Source organism: Kitasatospora sp. HPM-01-4 (assembly GCF_051374625.1).
Lineage (GTDB): Bacteria > Actinomycetota > Actinomycetes > Streptomycetales > Streptomycetaceae > Kitasatospora.
In genome coordinates, this window is the sequence record NZ_JBPQGP010000005.1 from 8,338,814 (window position 1) to 8,362,497 (window position 23,684).

23 protein-coding genes are annotated in these 23,684 nt (G+C 71.7%); 13 read left to right on the plus strand and 10 right to left on the minus strand.

The genetic code is table 11. The annotated features are described in order from the left end of the window. Nucleotides 1–639, minus strand: a complete 639-nt coding sequence (locus ACSMTC_RS36205) for a TetR/AcrR family transcriptional regulator (protein ID WP_436563974.1) — start codon at nt 637–639, stop codon at nt 1–3. A gap of 256 nt (nt 640–895) precedes the next feature. On the opposite strand from ACSMTC_RS36205, the gene ACSMTC_RS36210 reads away from it, so the two are divergent. From ACSMTC_RS36210 to ACSMTC_RS36245, 8 genes are all read left to right on the plus strand, one after another. After that, nucleotides 896–2,068 (plus strand): agmatine deiminase family protein, encoded by a 1,173-nt coding sequence (locus ACSMTC_RS36210; protein ID WP_436563975.1) that lies wholly within the window; start codon nt 896–898, stop codon nt 2,066–2,068. A 148-nt stretch (nt 2,069–2,216) separates the two neighbouring features. Continuing rightward, entirely contained in the window at nt 2,217–3,221 is a 1,005-nt protein-coding gene (locus ACSMTC_RS36215) for an agmatine deiminase family protein (protein WP_436563976.1), read from the plus strand. A gap of 30 nt (nt 3,222–3,251) precedes the next feature. Continuing rightward, on the plus strand, nt 3,252–4,904 hold the full coding sequence (locus ACSMTC_RS36220) for an ABC transporter substrate-binding protein (protein ID WP_436563977.1): 1,653 nt from the start codon (nt 3,252–3,254) through the stop codon (nt 4,902–4,904). Beyond that, nucleotides 4,901–5,860 (plus strand): ABC transporter permease, encoded by a 960-nt coding sequence (locus ACSMTC_RS36225; protein WP_436563978.1) that lies wholly within the window; start codon nt 4,901–4,903, stop codon nt 5,858–5,860. The genes ACSMTC_RS36220 and ACSMTC_RS36225 overlap by 4 nt, the downstream gene beginning before the upstream one ends. Beyond that, nucleotides 5,857–6,711, plus strand: coding sequence for an ABC transporter permease (locus ACSMTC_RS36230; RefSeq protein ID WP_436563979.1), 855 nt, complete (start codon nt 5,857–5,859; stop codon nt 6,709–6,711). The genes ACSMTC_RS36225 and ACSMTC_RS36230 overlap by 4 nt, the downstream gene beginning before the upstream one ends. Then, complete coding sequence (locus ACSMTC_RS36235) at nt 6,708–7,685, plus strand: ABC transporter ATP-binding protein (protein WP_436563980.1); 978 nt, start codon at nt 6,708–6,710, stop codon at nt 7,683–7,685. The genes ACSMTC_RS36230 and ACSMTC_RS36235 overlap by 4 nt, the downstream gene beginning before the upstream one ends. Continuing rightward, nucleotides 7,678–8,514, plus strand: a complete 837-nt coding sequence (locus ACSMTC_RS36240) for an ABC transporter ATP-binding protein (RefSeq protein ID WP_436563981.1) — start codon at nt 7,678–7,680, stop codon at nt 8,512–8,514. Before ACSMTC_RS36235 ends, ACSMTC_RS36240 begins: the two co-directional genes overlap by 8 nt. A gap of 123 nt (nt 8,515–8,637) precedes the next feature. Further along, a complete protein-coding gene (locus ACSMTC_RS36245; RefSeq protein ID WP_436563982.1) occupies nt 8,638–9,576 on the plus strand; it encodes a DUF4436 family protein in 939 nt (312 codons plus the stop codon). Nucleotides 9,577–9,595: 19 nt separating this feature from the next. Here ACSMTC_RS36245 and ACSMTC_RS36250 read toward each other — a convergent pair whose 3' ends face one another. Continuing rightward, nucleotides 9,596–10,234 (minus strand): TetR/AcrR family transcriptional regulator, encoded by a 639-nt coding sequence (locus ACSMTC_RS36250; protein WP_436563983.1) that lies wholly within the window; start codon nt 10,232–10,234, stop codon nt 9,596–9,598. A 182-nt stretch (nt 10,235–10,416) separates the two neighbouring features. Between ACSMTC_RS36250 and ACSMTC_RS36255 the strand changes: the two genes are divergently transcribed. After that, nucleotides 10,417–11,358, plus strand: a complete 942-nt coding sequence (locus ACSMTC_RS36255; protein ID WP_436563984.1) for an agmatine deiminase family protein — start codon at nt 10,417–10,419, stop codon at nt 11,356–11,358. On the opposite strand, the gene ACSMTC_RS36260 is transcribed toward ACSMTC_RS36255, so the two are convergent. The 3 genes from ACSMTC_RS36260 to ACSMTC_RS36270 all read right to left on the minus strand — a co-directional run bounded on the left by ACSMTC_RS36260 (nt 11,339) and on the right by ACSMTC_RS36270 (nt 14,405). Then, on the minus strand, nt 11,339–12,925 hold the full coding sequence (locus ACSMTC_RS36260) for a Na+/H+ antiporter (protein ID WP_436563985.1): 1,587 nt from the start codon (nt 12,923–12,925) through the stop codon (nt 11,339–11,341). The two genes, ACSMTC_RS36255 and ACSMTC_RS36260, sit on opposite strands and share 20 nt — an antisense overlap. A 214-nt stretch (nt 12,926–13,139) precedes the next feature. Continuing rightward, nucleotides 13,140–14,006 (minus strand): NAD-dependent epimerase/dehydratase family protein, encoded by an 867-nt coding sequence (locus ACSMTC_RS36265; RefSeq protein WP_436563986.1) that lies wholly within the window; start codon nt 14,004–14,006, stop codon nt 13,140–13,142. Between the two features lie 141 nt (nt 14,007–14,147). After that, on the minus strand, nt 14,148–14,405 hold the full coding sequence (locus ACSMTC_RS36270) for a hypothetical protein (RefSeq protein WP_436563987.1): 258 nt from the start codon (nt 14,403–14,405) through the stop codon (nt 14,148–14,150). 64 nt (nt 14,406–14,469) lie between these two features. On the opposite strand from ACSMTC_RS36270, the gene ACSMTC_RS36275 reads away from it, so the two are divergent. Further along, the gene (locus ACSMTC_RS36275; protein WP_436563988.1) at nt 14,470–14,832 is read left to right on the plus strand and encodes a MerR family transcriptional regulator; all 363 of its coding nucleotides are present in this window, start codon (nt 14,470–14,472) and stop codon (nt 14,830–14,832) included. Nucleotides 14,833–14,887: 55 nt separating this feature from the next. Beyond that, complete coding sequence (locus ACSMTC_RS36280) at nt 14,888–15,685, plus strand: alpha/beta fold hydrolase (protein WP_436563989.1); 798 nt, start codon at nt 14,888–14,890, stop codon at nt 15,683–15,685. Nucleotides 15,686–15,853: 168 nt separating this feature from the next. On the opposite strand, the gene ACSMTC_RS36285 is transcribed toward ACSMTC_RS36280, so the two are convergent. Then, nucleotides 15,854–16,924: a glycosyl hydrolase family 18 protein gene (locus tag ACSMTC_RS36285; protein ID WP_436563990.1), complete on the minus strand. Its 1,071-nt coding sequence runs from the start codon at nt 16,922–16,924 to the stop codon at nt 15,854–15,856. A 316-nt stretch (nt 16,925–17,240) separates the two neighbouring features. Here ACSMTC_RS36285 and ACSMTC_RS36290 point away from each other — a divergent pair, with 316 nt between their 5' ends. After that, entirely contained in the window at nt 17,241–17,822 is a 582-nt protein-coding gene (locus ACSMTC_RS36290) for a TetR/AcrR family transcriptional regulator (RefSeq protein WP_436563991.1), read from the plus strand. 105 nt (nt 17,823–17,927) lie between these two features. Then, nucleotides 17,928–19,205, plus strand: a complete 1,278-nt coding sequence (locus ACSMTC_RS36295; RefSeq protein WP_436563992.1) for an MFS transporter — start codon at nt 17,928–17,930, stop codon at nt 19,203–19,205. Nucleotides 19,206–19,281: 76 nt separating this feature from the next. Here ACSMTC_RS36295 and ACSMTC_RS36300 read toward each other — a convergent pair whose 3' ends face one another. The 4 genes from ACSMTC_RS36300 to ACSMTC_RS36315 form a co-directional block, all read right to left on the minus strand. Beyond that, nucleotides 19,282–20,361, minus strand: a complete 1,080-nt coding sequence (locus tag ACSMTC_RS36300; protein ID WP_436563993.1) for a YVTN family beta-propeller repeat protein — start codon at nt 20,359–20,361, stop codon at nt 19,282–19,284. Nucleotides 20,362–20,437: 76 nt separating this feature from the next. Continuing rightward, nucleotides 20,438–21,658: a Dyp-type peroxidase gene (locus ACSMTC_RS36305; RefSeq protein WP_436563994.1), complete on the minus strand. Its 1,221-nt coding sequence runs from the start codon at nt 21,656–21,658 to the stop codon at nt 20,438–20,440. An 807-nt stretch (nt 21,659–22,465) separates the two neighbouring features. Then, nucleotides 22,466–23,155: an alpha/beta fold hydrolase gene (locus ACSMTC_RS36310; protein ID WP_436563995.1), complete on the minus strand. Its 690-nt coding sequence runs from the start codon at nt 23,153–23,155 to the stop codon at nt 22,466–22,468. Next, on the minus strand, nt 23,155–23,676 hold the full coding sequence (locus tag ACSMTC_RS36315) for a pyridoxamine 5'-phosphate oxidase family protein (RefSeq protein WP_436563996.1): 522 nt from the start codon (nt 23,674–23,676) through the stop codon (nt 23,155–23,157). Before ACSMTC_RS36315 ends, ACSMTC_RS36310 begins: the two co-directional genes overlap by 1 nt. Between the last annotated feature and the right edge of the window lie 8 nt (nt 23,677–23,684).

Sequence of the window (23,684 nt, forward strand, 5' to 3'; positions counted from 1 at the left end):
TCAGTTCTGGCCGAATCCGGCCCTGCCGGGCCGGTGGGCGCCGTAGGTCGTCCCTGTCGTCGACCGGCAGTGCTCCAGCTCCGCCTCGATCGCGCCGCGGAGCAGGTGGCGAGCGTGTTCACCCGGCAGGGAGCCGCTCAGCCAGCGCACGCTGAGGCCCTCGACGAGGGCGGTGAGCCGCTCGGCTGCCGCGGCGTGCGCCGGGGCGGTGCCGGTGGGGTCGGCGCGGGCGAGCAGTTCGGCGACGTCGTGCACCCAGGTGTGGGTGGCCCGCGCCAGCTCCTGGCGCAGCTCCGGCTCGAAGACGGCGGTAGCCCTCAACTCGCCCCAGGCGGTGCTGTTTTCCCGTACCTCGGCGGTGTCCTGGAACTCCAGGAGCAGGACCTGCTCCAGGTCGGCGCGGGGGTCCACGGCGCGGCTCGAGACGGGTTGCCCCTCGGCCGTGTAGCGGTCGGCGCGGTCACTGATGAACTCCAGCGTCTGCCGCAGGATGCCCGCACGATCGGTGAAGTGGTAGTAGATGAGCGAGGTGGACACTCCGGCCTCGGCGGCCAGCTCGCCCACCCGCAGCCCGCGCACACCGCGTCGGGCGATCACCCGGGTCGCGGCCTTGAGTATCCCTGTCCGACGGTCTGGCATGGTCGCCCACTCTATCCGTAATCCGCTCAGGTCAGAGCTAGATCTGATCACAATTTCAGTTCGCTTCGACCGGAGTGACGCAGGGGTCCAGCCTGGTCGGCGCCGGTGTACCGCGCGAAGGCTGGCTCGGAGGAGGTGAACCCGGCGCCGAGTCGGGGGTGCGGGGTCCTGGTGGCCCCGAATACTTGACTGAAAATTCAGTTCAGTGAAGGATGCGGGGCACCCAGCCACCTCCCACGTTGCAAGGGAGCGCTTCATGAACACCACCCCCACACCCTCACGGCGCGGTCTGCTCCGGCTCGGCGCGACCGCCCTACCGCTGATAGCCCTCGGATCGGTCCTGCCGGCCGCCGCGCGGGCGGCGACCGCCTCCGCGCCGGTCGCCGCATCGAGACCGCGGATGCCGGCCGAGAGCGACCGGCATGACCGCACCTTCATGGCCTGGCCGGCCCTGTCGTCGATCTGGGGAACACGGCTCTCGGCGGTCCGCGACGACATCGCGCGAGTCGCGAACGAGATCTCCCGCTACGAGCCGGTCGTCCTGGTCGCACGCCCCGGCCAGGCCGCGGACGCCCGGTACTGGTGCGGCCCCGGCGGCTCCCGCGGCATCACCGTCGTCGAGATCCCCAACGACGACCTGTGGATCCGCGACTTCGGCCCGACCTTCGTGGTCGCGTCGGGCGTCATCGCCGGTGTCGACACCAACTTCAACGGTTGGGGCAAGACCGGCACCCCCTACTACCAGCCCTACGCCGAGGACGCCGCGGTCGCGGCCGCCCTCCTCGCCGGGTACGGCGTCGACCGCGTCCAGGCCCCCTTCGTGGGCGAGGGCGGTGCCCTGGAGACGGACGGCCAGGGCACCCTGCTGGCCACCGTCAGCTCGCTGGTCAACCCCAACCGCAACCCGGGCATGACCCAGGACCAGGTCGAGCAGGCCCTGAAGAGCACGCTCGGGATGGACAAGGTCATCTGGCTCGCGGGCCTGGCCGGCCAGGACATCACGGACGACCACATCGACTGCCTGGCCCGCTTCACCTCGGCCGGGCGGGTCATCCTCGACAGACCCGGCCCCGGCACGGACCAGATCTGGATCGACGTCTACCAGCAGGCCAAGCAGGTCCTGCAGAACGCGACCGACGCCCAGGGCCGCCCGCTGACCGTCGTGGAACTCCCCGGCCCGGACCGCGCCCTGATCCGAGGGCGTGGCAAGGACTTCCTGTCCAGCTACACCAACTTCTACGTCGCGAACGGGGCCGTGTTCGTCCCCCAGTTCGGCGACGGCAACGCCGACGCCTCGGCCTACGCCGTCCTGCAGGCCGAGTTCCCGGGCCGCGACATCGTCCAGATCAACATCGACAACATCGCCTCCGGTGGTGGCGGCATCCACTGCGCCACCCAGTCCCAGCCCGCCGTCCCGCCGGTCCTCTGACCTCCTGGCGGCCCGCGGGGAACCACCGAGGCGGGCCGCCAGGACCTCCGCCCCCACCACCCTTCCGTCCCGACCGGACCCGGCAAGCGAGCACGGAACACGCCCAGCGCACCGGGTCCGGCGGGGGACAGACCAGACGAGGTTTCCCATGACGTTTCGAATGCCCGCGGAGTGGACCGAGCACGAAGGCTGCCTGATGGCCTGGCCCGTACGGCCGGACCTGTGGGGCGACACCCTCGACGAGGTGAAGCGCGAGTACGCGGCGGTCGCCCGCGCCATCGCGGAGTTCGAGCCGGTCACCATGGTGGCGCCGCCCGGCCACGGCGACGAGGCACGCTCGCTGTGCGGCGAGGGCACCACCGTCGTGGAACTGCCCACGGACGACTCCTGGTTCCGCGACTCCGCGCCGATCTTCGTCCTCGACCAGGACGGCCGCCGCGCCGGCGTGGACTTCCGCTTCAACGCCTGGGGCCGCAAGCACCACCCCTGGGACGCCGACGACCGGATCAGCGCCCTCCTGCTGGACCACCTCGGCATCCCGGCGATCCGCTCCGAGATGATCCTCGAAGGCGGGGCGATCACCGTGGACGGCGAGGGCACGCTCATCACCACCGAGCAGTGCCTGCTCCACCCCAACCGCAACCCGGACATGACCCGCGCCGAGATCGAGGAGGAGCTGAAGGCCCGCCTCGGAGTCACCAAGGTGATCTGGCTGCCCTACGGCGGCGCGCTCGACACCGAGACCGACGGACACGTCGACGGAGTCTGCGCCTTCGTCGCGCCCGGCAAGGTCGTCGTCCAGCTCCCCGCCGAGCCCGACCACCCGGACCACGTACGGATGCGGGCCAACCGCGCCGTGCTGGAACACTCCACCGACGCCCAGGGACGCGGCTTCGAGATCATCGACGTGCCGCAGGCCGCCTTCGTCGAGGTCGACGGCCAGCGCACCGAGGTCGGTTACCTGAACTTCTACCTGGCCAACGGCGGGGTCGTCGTGCCGGTCGCCGACCACCCCCAGGACGAGGGCGCGCTGGCCGTGCTCGCCGCCGCGTACCCCGACCGCAAGGTCGTCGGCGTGCGTGCCCGCGTGATCGCCTACGGCGGCGGTGGCGTCCACTGCATCACCCAGCAGATCCCGGCCGCCCGCGCCTGACCCCTCGCCAGCGAACGGAGGAAACCCCTCATGACTCCCACCGCACCCGCGAGACGCACCCCACCACGTCGGCGTCTCGCCCTCGCCACCGCCCTGTTCTCGGCCGCGGCCCTGGTCGCCGCCTGCTCCGGCCCGCCGCACGGCGGCGGTCTCGACCAGGCGGGCATCGAACTGTCCGCCTCCACCCCGCCGGCCAAGGGGGAGATCGACTCCTTCACCTGGGCCACCTACGCCGAACCGCCCACCCTGGACTACATCCAGGCCTTCGACTACCCGCAGAACACCATCCTCGCCAACGTCTGCGAGAGCCTGATGCGCTGGACCCCCCGGCTCACCCTGGCACCCGGCCTGGCGGAGAAGGCCACCAACCCCGACCCGACCACCTGGGTCTACGACCTGCGCTCGGGGGTGCACTTCCACGACGGCACGGTGATGACCGCCGACGACGTCGTGTACAGCCTCGGCCGGCAGACCAGCCCCGACAACGCGGCGGCCTGGGCCCAGGTGTTCCAGAACGTCGAGTCCGTCACCAAGACCGGCCCGCTGCAGGTCACCGTCAAGCTCAAGCGGCCCGACTCCCAGTTCCCCCAGTACATGGCCACCGCCGCCGGCGTCGTCGCGGCCAAGGCCGGCGTGGAGGCCGCGGGCAGGGACTACGGCACGAGCGGCAGCCTCGACTGCACCGGCCCGTATCTGCTCGGAACCTGGGCCAAGGGCCAGTCGATCGAACTGCGGCGCTTCGACGGCTACTGGGGCACCAAGGCCAAGGCCAAGAAGGTCGTGTTCAGCTTCCTCACCGACGCGTCCGCCCGCACCAACGCGATGCTCACCGGCGACGTCGACGGCGGCTACCTGATCCCCACCGAGAGCTACGACCGGCTGAAGAAGAGCGGGCCGGGCACGCTCTACTTCGGCGAGGGCCTGAGCACCGTCAACGTCAACGTCACCAACATGCAGGGCCCGCTCGGCGACCTGCGCGTCCGCCAGGCCCTGTCCCTGGCCCTGGACCGCTCCGGCTTCGTCAGGACCGGCCTCGGCGGCGCCGGCACCGTCACCGGCTCCCTCACCACCAGGGCCGCCTGGGCCACCGCCCCCGAGGACGTCCGCAAGACGGCCTTCGACGGCCTCACCCCGACGGCGCAGGACATCGACAAGGCCAAGGCCCTCGTCCAGGAGGCCGGCGCGAGCGGCAAGAAGCTCACCGTCGCCACCAGCACCATCGGCCAGGACGTCTCCCTGCTCGCCACCGCCGTCCAGGCCGCCGGGGCGAGGATCGGGCTCGACGTCCAGCTGAAGACGATCGCCCCGAACGCCTTCACCGCGCTGTTCACCGACCCCAAGGCGCGCGAAGGCATCGACATGTTCCCGGAGACGTACTACGACTCCGTCACCGACCCGCTCGACCTGCTCGGCAACTTCAAGACCGGCGCCTACCAGAACTTCGCGCACTACAGCGACAAGGCCTACGACGACCTGGTCGACCAGGCCACCGCGGAGTACGACCCGGCCAAGCGCGGCGCGATCGAGGCGAAGCTCCAGCAGACCGCCTCCCGGCAGCTGTTGTGGATCCCGGTCGCCGAGTGGCCCACCGCCGTCTTCCTCAACAAGCGGATCACCGGCGCCCCGACCACCATCTCCTACATGTACTACCCGTGGGCCGCCGATGTGGGGGCCGCACGGTGAACTTCCTGAGATTCGCCGCCCGACGGCTGGTGGAGATGGCCGTCACCCTGTTCGGCGCCTCCTTCGTGGTCTTCGGCGCGATGTACCTGGCGCCGGGCAGCCCGGCGAGTTTCCTCCTGTCGGGCCGGTCGGCCTCGCCGGCCGCCCTGCAGGCGATCAACGACCAGTACCACCTCGACGACCCGTTCCTCGTCCGGTACCTCCGCTGGCTCGGCCAGGTGCTGCAGGGCGACTTCGGACGCTCCATCACCTACCGCACCGACGTGTCGAAGCTGCTCGCCGACCGGCTGCCCGAGACCCTGCTGCTGGTCGCCATGGCCCTGGTCGTGGTGGCCGCGATCGGCCTGGCGCTCGGCTGGATCGGCGCGGTGCGCGGCGGCGCGACCGACTCCGCGATCCTGGTCTCCACCGCGCTCGCGGTGGGAACCCCCTCCTTCGTCGCGGCCGTCCTGCTGCAGGGCCTGTTCGCGGTGAAGCTGGGCTGGTTCCCGACCAGCGGCGCCGGCGACGGCCTCGCCGACATGCTCTGGCACCTCACCCTGCCCGCCGTCGCGCTCGCGCTCTACCTGATCGGCATGCTGGCCCGGGTCACCCGGTCGGCGATGCTCGACGCCCTGGAGGGCGAGCACGTCACCGTCGCCCGCAGCCGGGGCGTGCCCGAACGCGACGTGATCCGCCGCCACGTCTTCCGCAACTCGCTGGGCACCGTCCTGACCACCGGCGGCCTGATCGTCTCCACCCTGCTGGTCTGCACGATCCTGGTGGAGTCCGCCTTCAGCGTCGGAGGCATCGGCCAGCTCCTCGAACTGTCCACCACGACCAAGGACTTCCCCACCGTCCAGGCCATCTCGCTGATCATCGTCGCCCTGTTCATGACCGTGAACCTGGCCGTCGACCTGCTCCACCCGCTGGTCGATCCCCGGGTCACCCTCGGCTCGGGGAGGTCCGACGCATGAGTGTCGCCCTCACCCGCCGGCCCGGCCTCGGCCGCCTCAAGGGCACCAGCGCGCCGCTCTACCCGGTCTGCCTCGGCGCCGTCGCCCTGGTCGTCCTGGCGGCTCTGCTCGCCCCCTGGCTGGCACCGTACGACCCGAACGCCGTCGACCTCGGCAACGCCCTCGCCGGGCCCGGCGCCGACCACCTGCTCGGTGTGGACGCCGCCGGCCGCGACACCCTCTCCCGGCTGCTGCTCGGCGCCCGCACCTCGCTGCTCGGCCCACTCGGCGTCGTCGTCTTCTCCACCGTCGCGGGTGTCGTCATCGGTGTCGCCGCCGGCTGGCGGGGCGGCTGGCTCGACTCCGTCCTGTCCCGCAGCACCGAGCTGGTCTTCGCCTTCCCCGGCATGCTGCTCGCCATCCTCATCGTGTCCGTGTACGGCGAAGGCCTGTCGGCCCCCGTCATCGCCCTCGCGATCGCCTACCTGCCGTACGTCTCCCGGCTCACCCGCTCACTGGTGCTGGCCGAACGGGCCCGGCCCTACGTCGCCGCGTACCAGGTCCAGGGGCACTCCGCGGTGCAGATCTGCCTGCGGCACGTCCTGCCCAACATCGCCCCGATCGTCCTCGCCCAGTCCACCATCAACTTCGGATACGCCCTCATGGACCTCGCCGGCCTCTCCTTCCTCGGACTCGGCATCCCCGCGCTCACCCCCGACTGGGGGCGGATGGTCTTCGACGGCCAGACCGCGATCCAGCACGGCTACCCGCTCTCCGCGATCCTGCCCTGCGCCGCCATCGTGCTGACCGTCGTCGCCTTCAACGTCGTCGGCGAGCGCTGGGCCGACCGGGTCGCCCGGAGGACCGCGTGAACGCCCTCGACATCCAGGACCTCCGCCTCCACCTGCCCGGCACCGCCCGTCCCGTCATCGACGGTGTCGACCTCACCGTCGCACCGGGGGAGACCGTCGCCCTGGTCGGCGAGTCCGGTTCCGGCAAGACCCTCACCTCCCGCAGCGCCCTCGGCCTGCTGCCACCCGGCGCCACCACCGAAGGCCGCGTCCTGGTCGACGGCCGGTCCGTCCTCACCATGGACTCCGACTCCCTGCGCACCCTGCGCACCGGCCAGGCCGCCATGATCTTCCAGGACCCCCGCGTGGCCATCAACCCCCTGCGCCGCATCGGCGACTTCCTCACCGAGGGCGTCCGCCTCACCGGGGTCATGAGCGCGGCCGACGCCGAGCGGCGTGCGGCCGAACTCCTCGAAGCCGTCGGCCTCGACGCGCAGCTGACGCGCCGGTACCCCGGCCAGCTGTCCGGCGGAATGCTCCAACGCGTCATGATCGCCGCCGCGCTCATGGGCGACCCGGTCCTGCTGCTCGCCGACGAGCCCACCACGGCGCTCGACGTCACCAGCCAGGCCGAGGTCATCGCCCTGCTCGGCCGGCTGCGCCAACGCTTCGGCACCGGGCTGCTGTTCGTCACCCACGACCTCGGGCTCGCCGCCGCGATCAGCGACCGGGTCTACGTCATGTACGCCGGCCGGATCGCCGAAACCGGGCCCGCGGCCACGCTCTTCGACCGGCCCCGGCACCCCTACACGGCGGCACTGCTCGCCTCCACCCCCCGGCTGGACGCCCCGCCCGGACGTCTCGCCGCCATCGACGGCCAACCACCGGACCTGCGCCAGGAGTTGAGCGGCTGTGCGTTCGCCGCCCGGTGCCGCCTGGCCACCGACCTCTGCCGTGAACAGGCCCCCGCGGCACGGCCGGCACCCGGACAGCCGGAGCACCTGGCCGCCTGCCACCACGGCGACCGGCTCGAAGGGAGCGCCACCGATGCCTAGCGCCGAGCCCACCGCCCAAGCCCCGCAACGGACTTCGGGCACGGTCCTGGAAGTCACCGGGCTGCGCCGGACCTTCGGCGCAGTGCGGGCGGTGGACGACGTCTCCTTCACCCTCGCCGCCGGCGGATCGCTCGGTATCGTCGGCGAGTCGGGCTCCGGCAAGACCACCACCGCACGCATCATCGTCGGCCTCGAACAGGCCGACGAAGGGCAGGTCACCGTCCAGGACCGGGCTCGCACCGGCCGCGCGCGCGGGAGGGCCGAGCGGCTGGCCCGCGCCCGAGAGGTCCAGATGGTCTTCCAGGACCCGTACCTCTCCCTCGACCCGCGCACCAGCGTCGAAGCCGTCCTCCGGGAGACCCTGCGCCTGCACTTCCCCGGCACCGACCACGGGGCACGGATCAGGGAACTCCTCGACCAGGTCGGCCTCGGCACCAGGGCGGCGGACGCGCTGCCGCGCCAGCTCTCCGGCGGTCAGCGCCAACGGGTCGCCATCGCGCGGGCGCTGGCCGTCGAGCCGGCCGTCGTGGTCCTGGACGAGGCGGTCGCCGCACTGGACGTCTCCGTCCAGGCCCAGGTCCTCAACCTGCTCGCCGACATCCGCGAACAGACCGGCGTCGGCTACCTGTTCATCACCCACGACCTCGGCGTCGTCCGCTGCGTCACCGATGACGTGATCGTGATGCGCCACGGGCGGATCGTCGAGGCCGGCCCCACCGCCCAGGTCCTCGGCTCCCCCCAGCACGCCTACACCAGGCTGCTGCTGGAGTCCGTCCCTCGGCCCGGCTGGGATCCCGACCGGATCGCCGCCGCGCGCCGCGCACTGTAAGACGGCCCGGGCCCGGCAGGCGATGGGGCCTGCCGGGCCCGGGCGACCGAGAAAGACCGGCGTGCGGGGCCGGGTCGGCAGCGATCCTGCCGGCCCGGCGCCACCGCCGCAGGAAGGACGACCGTGCAGGTCACCACCGAAGACACCAGCACCGCGACCGGTCCGGCCGCTCACCGCGCCCCCCGCCGCCGTTGGCGGTTCGCCACCATCCTGGCGATGGTCATCGCCCTCTGCGGGACGGGTGTCGGGCTGTACCTCAACGAGCGCGACACCCGCGAGCAGACCAGGGAACTGGCGATCCCGTCGGCACCGGACTGGATCGAACTGGACGTCACCGCCCAGGACGTGGACCCCACGGCCCAGCAGCTGACGCTCTACGTCTCCCCGGTCCCGCACGGCAGGTTCGCCGCCGGACCGGGCTCCCAGACCTTCAGCCGCCCCGTCGAGATCACGGTGAGCGGCGCCCCCAAGGTGACCATCCGGGCAGCCGAGGGGGAGAGCGCGGCGTCACAGCTCGTCCAGGTGGGGATGTACAACGGCACCAAGACGGACTACCCCTTCGACCGCTACCGCATGGAGGCCGGCTTCACCGCCACCAGCGGTGCCGCGGCCTTGCCGATCGGCCTCGTCTTCACCGACACCGACCCGTTCTTCGTCGTGCGCCCACAGGCCGCGGCCGCGGGCGCCGGTGCCGTGACCCTGGACGCGAAGATCACCCGGTCCCGCAGCACGTTCATCCTCTCCTGGTTCATGATCGCGGCGATGTGGGCCCTCGCCCTGGCCGTCCTCGGCGCCGCCGAGGTGCTCTACCGCAAGCGCGAGGGTCTGGTCTGGCCGTCCCTGGGCTGGATGGCGGCGAGCCTGTTCGCCCTGATCGGCATGCGCAACGCCGCTCCCGGATCGCCGCCCATCGGATCGCTGATGGACTACGTGGCCTTCTTCTGGGCCGAGGGGATCATCGCCGCCAGCCTGACCTGCACCGCCTGGTTCGGCATCCGTACCGAACACCGGCTGCGCCGCGAACGGGAGGCCGAAGCCGCCGCAGCCGGTCCCGGCCAGTGACGGTGCGCCGCCCGGCCGTTCACACGGCGGACGACAGCGAGTCCATCAGTGTGCGCAGCACCCGCGTGGCGTCCACCGTCCCGTCGAGTGAGCCGATGGCGGCGAGCCCGTCCACGGCGGCGGCGAAGGCCTCGCCGAGGGGAACGGGGTCGGCTCCGTCGCCGCGCTCGTCCACCAGGGACCGGAACAGGCGCACGAAGCAGGACCGCCATCGCCCGTACTCCGCCTCCAGGCTGACCCGGACCCGCTCGTCGTTGAGGGCGAGCCAGTGCAGGGCCGCGTGCAGGCGGGCCAGATCAGGGCTCTCGGGCCGGGTGAGCAGCGCCAGCACCCGTTCCGCCTGCCCGGCGTAGCCGCCAGGGCCGGCGACCGCCTCCTCCAGCGGTGTGATCCACTCGGGTCGGATGTCCTCCACCACGGCCACGATCAGGTCTGTGCGGTCCTTGAAGTGGTAGTGGCACATCCCGTGCGAGACCCCGCACAGCGCGGCCACGTTGCGGGTGGTGAACCGCCCCGCGCCGTCGCCCGCGAGAAGGGTACGGGCCGCCGCGATCAGCCGGGCCCGGGTCTGCTCGCCCTTGGCGGAGGCGCGCGGTCGGCCGGCGCCGCCCGGGCTGGAGGCCGTTCCCTGATCCGTGCCCTTCGCCTGTATCGCCATGGCCGTCACTGTAGCGACCGCAGGGCCGGGCAGGGGCGGTGATGCCGCCCGCGTTCCCCGACGGGCGCCTGTCGTCGGGGAACGGCGACGCGGCTCGGGCGGATGTCTGCGCGAGGTATTGACCGAGCGCTTGGCCAGTTCTATCTATTCAGTCAACTGTCTATTGAGGAACGGACTTTGACATGGAGGAAGTGATGGACGACCACTCCAGACCCGAGACGCCGGTCGACGGGCACCTCGGCCGACGCCGGTTCCTGACAGCTGCCGGGCTCGCCTTCGCCGGCACCGCGCTGACCGCGGCGACCGGCGGGCAGGCACTGGCGGGGCAACGCCGCACCACCGCGGGCGGACCGGCGGCCGCCATGGGCCATCGCGTGCCGCCGGACACCGTCGCGCACACCCGCACCTGGATGGCCTGGCCGGACAGCAGCACCATCTGGCGGAGCAAGCTCAGCGGTGTCCAGTCGAACATCGCCCTCGTCGCCAGGACCATCGCGAAGTACGAGCCGGTGACCGTGTGCGCCAACCCCGCCAGCGTCGCGAAGGCGCAGTCGATGTGCGGCTCACACGTCACGGTCATCGGGGACATCCCGGTCGACGACTGCTGGATGCGCGACACCGGCCCCGTCTTCCGAACCGACGGCGCGGGCGGCCTCGACGCGATCGGCCTCAACTTCAACGGCTGGGGCAACCACCAGAACCCGCACGGCAACGATGCCCTGGTCGCCCAGCGCATCGCCGCCTACCTCGGGATACCGTTCACCGCTGCCGGGCTGGTCGCCGAGGGCGGCGCCATCGAGACCGACGCCGCCGGAACACTGATGGCGACCCGGAGCAGCATCATCAACGCCAACCGCAACCCCGGCATGTCCCAGGCCCGGATCGAGACCGCGATGTGCGCCGCCTACGGAGCCGCCACGGTGATCTGGTTCCCCGGCATCGCGGGCCAGGACATCACCGACGACCACGTCGACGCCACCTCGCGGTTCCTCGGCGCCGGCTCGGCCGTGGGGCGGTGCCAGTCGCTCCGCTTCGATTCGCGGGCCGGCGGCTGCTCCGGGTGGCCGGCCCCCGTGCGTGTCGACCGTCTTCGCCGGCCGGTGGCTATGGCGGTGGACCGGTGAAGGCACGCAGGGCCAGCTCGATCCTGATCTCCTCGGTGTCCAGGAGCGACTGCAGCCGGCGCAGGACGATGTCGTCGATGCTGCGCTGGTCCCGCAGGCGGATCAGGGCGCCGCGTTTGACGCCGATCAGGGCGCGGCGCAGTTCGAGTCCGGCCTGCACGCCGGGATCGTCGGTCTTCGGTGCTCCCGTGTCCTCGGCGGCGTACTGGCGCAGTTCGTTCAGGACGGCCTCGGCGGTCTTCGGCGGGGTTTTCAGGCGGTTGGCGTGCTCGGGGAGGGCCTCCAGCGCGGCGGCGGCGATATGGCGGTGGGCGCGGTGTTCCTCGACGGTCTCGTCGGGGTCGCTGTGAAGTCCGGACCAGCGGATCACCGCGGGCATGGTCGTCCCCTGGAGGACCAGTGTGACCAGGATGACGGTGACGGCGGTGAAGACCAGCAGGGCGTGCCCGGCGAGCGGCCGGCCCGCGGCGGTGGTGGCCGGGACGGCCAGGGCGGCCGCCAGCGACACGGCCCCGCGCACCCCGCTCCAGGCGAGTGGGAACCTCTGCCGGGCGCCGGAGCGCAGCGTGCGCTGGACCGGGCGGCGGTCGACGGCGCGGATGAGGTAGGGCACCGAGTACAGCCACAGCAGGCGGGTGGCGATCACCGCGCCGCTGACCAGCGAGGCGGTGATGACCGCGTGCCCCGGGGAGCGGGAGCCGATCTCGCTGACGATGGCGGGTGTTTGGATACCGACCAGGACGAAGAGGGCGCTGTTGAGGATGGATGTACTCACGTCCCAGAAGGAGGTGAGCTCCACTCTCGCGCCCGCGCTGATCATCTTGGGGCCCGCCTGGCTGAGGATGAGACCGCAGGCGACCACCGCCAGGACGCCGGAGACACCCAGGGCTTGCGCGGGCAGATAGGTGGCGAACGGGGTGAGCACGCCCAAGGCGCTCTCCGCGGTGTGGTCGTGAAGCCGCCTGCGCAGAGCCACCACGACGGCGCCGCATGCGCAGCCGATCGCGGCACCACCCGCGTAGGCGAGCAGGAATCGCAGGGCGGTACCCGACCAGGTGATGGCCAGCCCCGCAACGGCGACGCCGACCACCACCGTGTAGAGGGCGAGCGCGGTGCCGTCGTTGACCAGGCTCTCCGCCCGGAGAATGGTCCGGACCCGGCGGGGCAGGTTCCGGGCGACCGCGGCCACGGCGATGGCGTCGGTGGGCGCGACGACAGCACCCAGGATCCAGGCGAGCGGCCAGGAAAGGCCCAGCGCGTGCGCTACCGAGGCCACGGCGGCAGCGGTGGCCAGCACCAGGCCGGTCGCGAGCAGCACGATGGCGCGCACGTTCGTCCGGATCTCACGGAGCGAGGTGGTCAGCGACTCCCAGTAGAGCAGTGGGGGCAAGAACAGCAGCAGGACCACCTCGGGAGGCAGGACCAGCCTGTGGAAGTCGGGGGTCAGGCCGATCAGGCAGCCACCCGCCACCAGCAGGACCTGCTCGTTCCAGCGCAGGCGGCGAGCCAGCCACGTCATGATGAGCACGGCCGCGAGGATCACCACGGTGACTTCCAGGCCACGCATCCGGCACCGCCTTCCCGATGGGGCGGACAGCCCCCTCGTCCTCGTGACCGGCCGGTCCCCGGTGCCTGCCGGGGCCAACGGGTACCACTACTCCCATGCTGAACAGCTGCTCGGTTCGCGGAAACGGGAGGGGGCGACGACGACCGGGAATGCCCGCCAGGCAGCAGACACGGAGGAGGCTCCTGGTCGTGCCGCGCCGGCCAGGGCGGGCGGGTCAGCTCCGGGCGAGTTCGGTCAGGGCGTCGAGACGGGTAGGCGTCCAGCCGAGCTCACGGTGGGCGCGGGCGCCGGTGAGCTGCTGGTCGAGGGCGAACGCCTCGGCGATCGGGCCCATCCGCCGTACGGCCTCCCCGAGGGACAGCGAGTCGACCATGTCGGGACATCCGGCGGCGTGGCTGAGGGCCCGGGTGATGTCCGCCAGCGGGAGGTTCTGTCCGCTCACCCCGGCGTAGACGGAACCGGCCGGGGCGCCCAGGGCCAGGGCGAACAACTCGGCGATGTCGTCGACGTGAACCAGCGCCCAGTGGTTGGAGCCGTCCCCGATGCAGGGCACGGCACCGGCGGCACGCCCCGGCTCGACGAAGTACTGCTGCACCAGCCCGCCCGAACGCCCGTAGACCAGCCCCGGCATCACCACCACCGGATGCCCTCCGGTGGCCGCCCGGGCGAGCACACGCTTCTCGTTCTCCAGACGCCAGGCGGTGATCCGCGGCGGGTTCAGCGGAGCGTCCTCGTCGACGACGCCGTCGGTGTCGCCGTACACCCACACCCCGCCGGTGTGCACGTAGGGACGGCTTCCCGCCCCCTCCAGCAGCGCGCTCGCCGCAGCGCGGTCGATCTCCGCCGTGCCCTCGGCGTAGTCCACCCCGAGATGGATGACCCCGTCGGCCTGGTGGGCCGCCTCCCGAAGAACGTCGATGTCGGTGAGCGCCCCCGTGACGGGGACGGCACCCAGGTCCGACACGGTGCGCGCGGAGTGCTCGCTGCGCGCCAGCGCCGTCACCTTCCCACCGCGCCGGATCAGCGCCTCGATGGTGGAACGGCCGATGTAACCGGAGCCGCCTGTGATGAACACCCGCATCCCTGCCACGCTCCTTTCGGACGGCGGCGGAATATCCGCCACCCCTCCAGCCTGCCGCCGCGCAACCGATGCCGCTGAACCTTGCTGGTCCGCTGCCTTGTTCCTCCGGGCCTCCCCGCTTTCCGGGCCTTCTCCGCCTCGTCAGCGGCAGGCGAACGCACTCGTCAACCCGAACGTGGCCCGCCACCCCACCACCCCCGCGAGCAGCGTCACCGCCCGCCCCGCGCCGGACCGGCTGACGTCGAGGTCCGAGCTGATGGCGGGCAGGACGCCGGCGGGCAGGGCCTCGGTCATGATCGTGACGAATCCGGCGGCGCTCAGCGCCGGCGGACCGGGCCAGGGAAGCCGGGCGGCGGCCGGGCGGCCGGGGGAGAGAAGCTGGTCCGTGGAGGAGATCATCGATGTGTGACACTCATGTCAAGGTCCAGCCGTATCGGCCCGATCCGAACATGAGGGTGGTCACATGCGCATCGGCGAACTCGCCCGGCTGACGGAGACCCAGCCCCGCCTCCTGCGCTACTACGAGCAGCAGGGTCTGATCACCCCGCACCGCGCGGCGAACGGCTACCGCGAATACGACGACTGCCTCGTCGAGCGGGTCCTCCAGATCCGCGGCCTCCTGGACGCCGGTCTGCCCACCCGCATCATCAGGCAGATTCTGCCCTGCCTGGACAGCCCCCGGACGATCCATTTCGCCGACGCCACAGCGGAGATCATCGCCACGCTGGAGTCCCAGTCGGACCGGATGACGCGTCGGATCGACTGTCTGACCCGCAACCGCGACGCCATCCAGGAGTACCTGTCCGTCGTCAAGCGCCTGGCCTGAGCGAGGAATTCCCCGCTTGACCCTCACACTAGTGTCAGAGTCGGACGCTGCCGACATGACCGAATCCGCTATTCACCACACCGAGTTCGGCGCCGGTACCCCGATGGTCCTGATCCACGGTTACACCGTCGACCATCGCCTCCTGCTCCCGCTCGAACCCGTCTTCGCCGACCGCCCCGGCTGGCGCCGCCTCTACCCGGACCTCCCCGGCCACGGCGCCAGTCCGCGCCTCCCGCACAGGACCTCGGCGACCGCCCTGGCGGAGGCCGTCTTCGAGTGGATCGACGCCACCGTCGGCGAGCAACCCTTCGCCGTCGTCGGGCAGTCGTTCGGGGGGCAACTGGCCCGGGCGGTGACGGCCAGGTACGGGGAGCAGGTCCTGGGCTCGGCGCTGCTGGTGCCGGTCGTTCGCTGGGGCACCGACCGGGACCTGCCCCAGGTCACCGCGGTCGAGCGCGACGAAGAATTCCTCGCCTGCCTCCCGGCCGGCGCCGACCCGGACCTCTTCGCCGCCCTCATGGCCCGCCACACCAAACCGAGTTGGGACCTCTTCGAGCAGTACGTCCTCCCCGGGCGGCGAGCCCACGACCGAGCGGCCGCCGCCGAGCTGGAAGCCGACTTCCTGATCCCGTACTGGCCCGAACACCGGACGGAACAGCACCAGGGCCGACACCTCCTGATCACCACCCGTCAGGACGCCCTCGTCGGCTGGCGCGACCAGCTCGCCCTCCTTGACCACTACCCCCGCATGGCGGCGGCGGTGCTCGACGGTGTCGGCCACAACCCGCAGGTGGAGTCCGCCGAAACCGTCCGCGGCCTGGTCGGCACCTGGCTCGACCAACTGCGCCGATAGCGCGGAACGGAGGCCTCGCGATCGGCGGCAACCGACCGCCAGGCCTCCGCCGACAGCCGTGACCCGTCCCGGCTCAGCCGATCGCCCGCGGCGGGTGGGTGGTCAGGTAGGGAGGGTGCGAGGAGCGACTGGGACGGCGGGGCGGACGGGGCTTCACATCGACGCGGCTCAGCGGGCCCGCCACCGGTCGAGCGCCGCGGCGGAGAACCAGGGGTTTCCGCCGAGGACCCAGACCGACACATGGGTGACGCCGAGTTTCCGGAGGACGTCGAGCTTGGCGTCCATGGCTGCCTGGTCGGTGTAGTCGTAGAGGGTGCCGTGGTCGGTCCAGCGGACCTCGCCGGAGGCGGGGTCCCGGCGTGCGGCCACCGTGGCGGCGTCTTCGCTGTAGCCGGGCCGCTTGCGGATGTCGGCGAGGGGCACACTGTCCTTGATCTTGCCCGTGTCGCAGGGGTCGGGTGCGCTGAAGCCGTAGGAGGCCACGCCGATGACCAGTTGGTCGCGGTTCGGCACCTTGGACTGGGCGTACTTGATACCGGTACGGACCCAGTCGTGGGGCGAGATGGCCCAGCACCGGCCGTCGGTGGTGTTGAACATCCGACCGTAGTCCATGATGACCAGTTGGTCGGCCCCCGCCCGCATCAGCGCCGTGTAGTCGAACGGCGAGTCGCCGTCGCCGGCCTCGACCGGGCCGTCGATCTGCAGGCGCATCCCGGCCGCGTGCAGACTGTGGGCCAGCTCGGAGACGAACGCCTCGTAGCCGTGCTCGTCGTCCTGGGACCAGTTCCAGAAGTCCTCGAAGTCGATGTCCACTCCGGTGAAGCCGATCTTCCGGGTGAACCGGGTGAGCTCCGAGACGGCGGCGCTCCGGCGGCCGGGATCGTCGACGAGGGCCGCGACGGTGGGCCGGTCCATGGCCGAGACGGTGACGTACTGGGCCGCCGAGTGCGCCTTGAGGTCGGCCGCGTTGGCGTCGCTGAAGCCGTTGCAGGGCAGGTCCGCGGCGGTCTGCCGGACCAGGGCGCCGTCCTTGCCGACCTGCCAGTACTCCGCTTTCAGGACGCCGTCACGCAGTCGGCCGTCCCCGTACTCCGCCGGTGCCTGGCAGGTCGACTCGCCGGACGAGCCCGGGTACACCCAGGCTTCCAGGGCGGGCGTCGTGCCGCCCGGTGTCCCCGCACTCGGGCCGGACGACGCGGCGGGGCTGGGCACGCCGGTGGCGGTGGAGCCCGGACGCACCGGGGGAGGGGAGGCGGCAGGCCCGGCTCTATGGTCACAGGCGGCCAGGCCGAGTGCCAGGGCCGCGGAGACAGTCGCCCGGAGAGCGCCCGCCCGGATACGGGGACGTCGCGGTCGCGTACTGGACATGAGGGCCTTTCAGGTGCATCGCCGGTCCGTCTCGGGGCGGCCTCGCCCCACCGCATTCTGCCGGGCGCGGGTGACGCGGGTTCATCCGGGTGCGACGACAGACCCGCCCGCTCCGGTGGACCACCCAGCTAGTTCCGCTACCTCAGGTATCGATACCTGAGGTAGCGAAACTGGCTATGGTGAGGGAATGACGAGAACGCCTCCTCCCGCCCGACCGCCCGGACGCCCGCGCACCGGCGTCGACGCCGAGGTCTTCGCCGCCACCCTGAGCACGGTCCACGAAATCGGCTACGCGCGCGCCACGGTCGAGCGCATCGCCGCCGCGGCCGGCATCGCGAAGTCGACGGTCTACCGCCGCTGGCCGTCGAAGGGCGCGCTGATCGTGGACTGCCTCCTCGACGCGTTCGGCCCGGCGCCGCTGGAGGAAGGCGCCGATCGGGCCGAGCTCATGTCCTCGACCATCCGCTGGATCGCGGCGAAGATCGGCGAGCCGGGGGTGGGCGACGCGTTCGCGGGCGTCTTCAGCGACGCCGTCAGCGACCCGGCCCTGCGTGAGATCCTCTCCACCCGGCTGCAGGACCCCTACCGCCTCGCGCTCCAGGACGCGCTCGAGGAGCCGGAGACCAGAGTTCTGTTCTTCATCGACACCGTCGTCGGCACCCTGCTCCACCGGATGGGCATGACCGGCGAACCGATGGCCGATGCCGATGTCGACGCCCTGGTCGCGATGGTGCTGCCGCACTTCGCCGAAGGCTCCGGTCCGACCTGACGACGGACCACCGGCCCCGGCGGCGCAGCGAATTGCCGGGGTCTGGGCCGACGGCGCCGACGGCTGATCACTGACATTGACGATGCACGACCATCGGGAGGCACCATGCCCCGCTCCGAACCGCTGCCCCGCACCGTCCGCCTGCTGTTGCTCGCCCGGGTCGTCAACCGGCTCGGGGCCTTCTCACTGCCCTTTCTCACCGCGCTGATCAGCACCGACCACGGCGCGAGCCTGACCACCGCCGGGCTGGTCAGCGCCGCCTTCGGGCTCGCGACGATCCCCTCGCGGCTGGCCGGGGGACATCTGGCCGACCGGATCGGCCGGCGTACGACCATCGTCCTCGGGCTCTGCGGATGCGCGGTCGCCCAGCTGGCGATCGCGGCCTCCGCTTCGCTCACCTGGGCGGTGGCCGGGGCGGTGCTGCTCGGGCTGGCCTTCGAGCTCTACGAACCGCCGAGCCAGGCGATCATCGGCGAGTCCGTGCCGGAGCAGCAACGGGTGCGCGCGTTCAGCCTGTTCAGCGCCGCGCTCGCGGCGGGCGGCATGGGCGCCGGGCTGCTCGCCGCCCTGCTCGGACGCTGGGACCTGCGCTGGCTCTTCGTCACCGACGCCGCCACCTGCCTGGCCTGCGCACTGCTGATCCGCCTCGCCCTGCCCCGCGACCGCCCGGCAGCGCCCGGAGCGGACCAGGACGACGCCGCCGTACGGCCGCTGTGCGACCGAGCCCTGCTGAGCGTTCTGACCACCGGAACCGCCTACGCGCTGATCAACCAGCAGGCCGTGATCACCCTGCCGCTCGCACTCACGCGGCAGGGCCTGCCCACCGCCGACGCCGGGCTGCTGTTCACCGCCGCCGCGGCCACCACCGTGCTCGCCCAGCCGCTGATCCGGCTGCCCCGGGTAGCCCGGCTCAGCACGCCGGTCGCGCTCGCCCTCGCCCATCTCCTCCTGGCCGCGGGGCTGACCGGCTACGCCCTCACCCGCACCCTGCCGGCGCTGCTCGTCTCGACCGCCGTGAGGAGCCTCGGCGATCTGCTGGTGATGGGACGCATCTACGCGCTCGTCACCGACCTCGCGCCACCCGGCGGAAGCGGCCGCTACCTGGCCGTCTTCGGCACCAGCTGGGGGATTGCCGCGACGCTCGCACCCGTCTTCGGCACCCAGCTGATCGCCCGCGCGGGGACGACCGCGCTGTGGTCCGCCATGGCCGCGTTCTGCCTACTGCTCGCCGCACTGCATCTCCGTGTGACACCGCAGTCGGCCCGGTCACCGCAACCTCGCGCACCAAGGGAGCGCAGGTCGACCAGACCGGTGACCGCACCCGAAACCTCGCATGGACGGGGGGCTGTTCATCGCGCCCGGTCTCTGCCGGACCGGCGTTGAAGACCAGGTCGCGAAGCGTGGAGCCGGTCACTACGGTGTGACGCCACACGAGTCCGCACCCGCGGCACGATGGCTGTCACGGAGTTGCCGATGCCCTTCCGGACGAAGTTGACCGCGATAGCACCGCCACGCCGTAGGGGCTGGTGCCGACCGTTACGGTCGCGGCAACCCTGAGGCTCTCGGGATCGATGACCGCAAGGGTGCCCGCTCCCTGGTTCGTGACGTAGACCGCGCCCGAGGTGACCGCCAGGTTGAACGGGTCGGTACCCGGAGGGCCCACCGCAACGGTCGCCGAGACGCGGTGGCCGTGGGTGTCGATCACCGACACCGTGCCCGGGCCGAGATCAGCGGTGTAGGCCCTCGAACCATCAGGTGCCAGCGCCACGTCGAAGGGGCCTTCGCCGACCGGGACCGTCGCGGTCACCACCCCCGCGCGGGTTCCCACGACCGAGACGGTTGCCGCCGTCTCGTTGGCCACGTAGGCCGATTCGCCGTCCGGGGTGACGGCGACGCCCACCGGGGAGCGTCCGGCGGGCAGGCTCCGGACGACGCGCCGCGTACGGGTGTCGAGGACTGACACACTGTGCGACCCGGCGTTGGCCACGTAGGCCGCGGTGCCGTCGCGGCTGACGGCGACGCTGACCGGGGAGACGCCGACCGGGACCGTCGCGGTCACCCGGTTGGTCCGGGTGTCGAGCACCGAGACGCTGTTCGAACCGCCGTTGGCGACGTAGAGGTAGGTGCCGTCCGGGCTCAGGCGGACGCCGGTGGGTCCGTGCCCGACCGGCACGGTGGTGGCGATCGCGTTGTCGCGGGTGTCGAGTACCGAGACCGTGGCCGATCCGTTGTCGGCGATGTACGCGTACCTTCCGTCGGGGGAGATCGCGATGCCTTCAGGTGCGTCGCCGGCCGGGACGGTCGCGACGACCTTGTTGGTAGCGGCGTCGATCACCGAGACGGTGTTGTCGAGCTGATTGGTGACGTACACGCGGCCTTTGACGTCCGCGAGTGGGGCGGCGGACGGCGAAGGGGACGGTGCCGGGATGAGCCGCACGGCGAGGAGACCACAGGCCAGCAGGAGCCCGAGGCCGGCCGCCGGCACCGGCCGGACCGCCTTCCCGACCAGGCCGCGGTCGGTGTGGGTGCCAATACGCATCTCGCCTCCTGGGCACTTCGCGGAACTCGGTTCGCGGCCCGGACCGTCTTCCGCGGAACCGGTCCGGAAGCAGCAGTCAGGTCAACAGCCCACGGGCGAAGTAGTCCTGGTCGTCGCGCACTCCCGGAAGGGCGAAGAAGTAACCCCCGCCGCGCGGACTGATGTACGGCACGAGCGCCTCGGCTTCCAGCCGGGTCTGCATGGTGACATAGGTGTTGAGCTCGCGCTGGAAGCAGCAGAACAGGTGCCCGAGGTCCGGACGGCCCTCCACGTCGGGGCTGCGCTCGTAGTCGTAGCTGCGACGCAGGATGGAACTGGTCGACGCGGTCTCCGGAGTCTGCGGATTGGCGAGCCGGACATGGCTGTTCAGCGGGGTGATCAGTCCCTGCGGGTCGTTGGTGTAGATGGGATCGAAGGTGTCCGGCGCGTCGTCCGAGAGAGCGTACAGAGGAGCGCCGCTGATCTTTCGGCGGCCGAAGATCCGCTCCTGTTGGGCGACCGGCACCTTCTGCCACGCCTCGACGAAGAAGTGGACGACGCGCAGCACCTGGTACGTCCCGCCGGCCGCCCATGCCGGCTCGTCGGTGTGGGGCTGCACCCAGACCAGCTTGTCCAGCTGGGCCGTACTGGTGGTGTCGGGGTTGGTGATGCCGTCCTTGAACCCGAACCAGTCACGCGGAATCCCGGTCGGGCGAGGCGGATTGCGCTGGCAGTGGAAGCTCCAGCGCTGCTTCAGCATGCCCTTGGTGTGGGTCAGGATGTCGAGCATCGTGTGCACGGTGCTGTCGCGGTGACCGGAACACACCTGCAGCAACAGGTCGCCGTGGCACAGTTCGGGGTCCAGGTCGTCGTGGCGGAACGGCACCATCGTCTTGAGCTGGACGGGCTTGCGCGCGTGCAGTCCGTAGCGGGTGTCGAACAGGCTCGCACCGACGGCGACGGTGATGGTGAGATCGTCCCGCACGACTCCGGGGCCCAGGATCCCGTTGTCCGCGGGCGGAGCGTCCGGGGAGGCATTCGGTTCCGTGCGCCCCGAGGTCAGCAATCGGGCCCGGGAGGTCAACGCGCGGAACAGCTCGATGAGTTCCGCGCGGTTGGCGGCCGTCACGTCGAAGGAGATGAACGCTCCGACGGTCTGCGGCGGGGTGGCGATGCCCGCCTGGTGGTAGCCGTGAAACGGAATCAGGGCCCCGGTCGTCCGGTCGCTGTCGCCCGCTCCCTGGGCGATGGCCTCCCGGCCGCCCAGCAGGCTCCCGCCTGCCGCCCCGACGAGGCCGACGGCCGCACCCTGAAGCATCGACCGTCGCGCGAAGAGACCCGCCGGGCACCCTTCGCCGTGCCACCCGTCTGCCAGGGCTGAGCCTCTCTCCTCGCCCATGTTGCCCCTCTCGGATCGAGCACGGTGGTGTGCACCTGCGGTCTGGGCCGCTACCCCGCCTGACTGACCCGGCGGTGATGACCGGTCGGGGCCGCCTTCGTCGATGCTCGGACTGAGACCGGCCGCATCCTGGATGGTCGAAGAGCCGGGGACTCCTCCTGGACTCGCCTGGAGCACCTGTATGGGTACCGACAGCGGCATACGATCACGGTCAGTGCTCACCTGCATCCCGGGCATGCCATTCGGGTGTGGGCCCGGCGCCGGCGCCGCAGGTGGTTCCCGACGAGACGATCTCGCCCCACGGGCGGGAGAGCAGTGCCCACGACCTGGTGCCTGGTAATCGGTCCTCGGCCGGGCTGGCTGTCGATGGTGAGCGGGCCCTGGCAGGGCTCGGGATGCTGACGGACGGAAAGCCGCGACGGTCGCGCGCACGTTACACCGTCAACCCGCTCGGAGGCTGGCACTGGCACCACCGCGATCGTGCTCGCCGGGCGGCCACTGGCTCTGCTGCGCACTCGGCTGGCCCTCGAACTCGACGGACCGCCGATCATGGACCCCAGCTGGGAACAGTGGCAGTACGTCCTGGACCCGAGCAGCACCGCGCCCCGCCGCCGCGGGTACCGATACGGGCGTCCACCGCCGGCCAGTGCGGAGGAGGAGTGTCACCGGCCAGTAACAGGGACCGGCAGGGCCGAGCGTCCAGCGCTCGGTCACAGCCGGTGCTGGTCAGGGCGTTGTCGAGTCCGTGGTGGTGTACGCCTCCAAGCGGTCGGCGAGTTGTCGGGGTCGGGTGAGAGCAACCATGTGGCCGCCGTCGATCTCGTCGGGAACGATCCCGAGGCGTTCGGCGACGACGCGGCGCATGAACGCGGCGGGGAGGAAGCGGTCGTCCCGGCAGAGCAGGAACGTCGTCGGCGTCGAAGGCCACGCGGGCAACGGCCAGGGCGCGGCGAACGGGGTCTCGGACTGCCGGCGACCGTGCTCGCGCGCCTGGGCGGCCAGAGCGGGCGGGACGTCATGGAAGAACAGGGCGTCCTCGTCATCGGGGTCCCGGCCGTCGCGCTCGTCCTGGTCGCGTCGGGCCTGTTCGTAACCGGTGTTGGCCCACCAGGTGCCGGGGGCCTCGCCAGGCCGCGGGATCATCGCGGTGAGCAGCACCAGTCGCTCGACCGGGGCGCGCCGGCAGACCAGCGGCGCGGTGAATCCGCCGAAGGAGTGGGCGACCAGCACGGTGCCGGTGCGGTCGCCGATCGCGGCGGCCACCGTGTCGGCGTACTCGGGCAGCCCGGCCGCATCGTCGTTGCAGGGCAGCTCGGGCGTGGCCACACGGTGGCCGCGGGTGCGCAGTTCGTCGGCGAGCAGGTGCCAGTACCAGGAATCGGATCCGGCTCCGGGGATGAAAACGTACTCGGTCATCACGCCTGTCCCCGCCGGGTGAACTCGGCGGCCGTGGAGTCACCGGGGAACCGGGTCTGGAAGTCCAGGACCCCCACCCAGGCGGGGCGTACCGCGATCCGGGCCATGCGCACACCGGGATGGTCGACGGCCGCGACCCGGGCCGCGCCCTCCTCTTCGCCACCGTAGCGGCGCATGGCCAGCGCGTACTCCGGAACGATTCCGTCGACATCGGTGACCTGGGCACGGCCACGGATCAGCAGTGCTCGCGGCGGGGTCCCGGCGGCGTCGATCGTGATCGCCACATCGGGCCTGGCCCGCAGCGCCGCGATCTTCCGGGCGGGGAAGAAGGTGGACAGCACCACGTCCTGCCCGGTCCAGTGGAACAGCATCGGGAACACCCGCGGTGTGCCGTCGGCCGCCACGTACGCCACGCGCGCGAGTTCGGTCGAGGCCAGCAGGCCCTGCGCGATGTCGCTGTCCAGCAGGCGGACATCTCCCTGCCGCAGGGCCGCCAGTTCCTTGTGGGTCAGTGTGTGCACAACCAGCT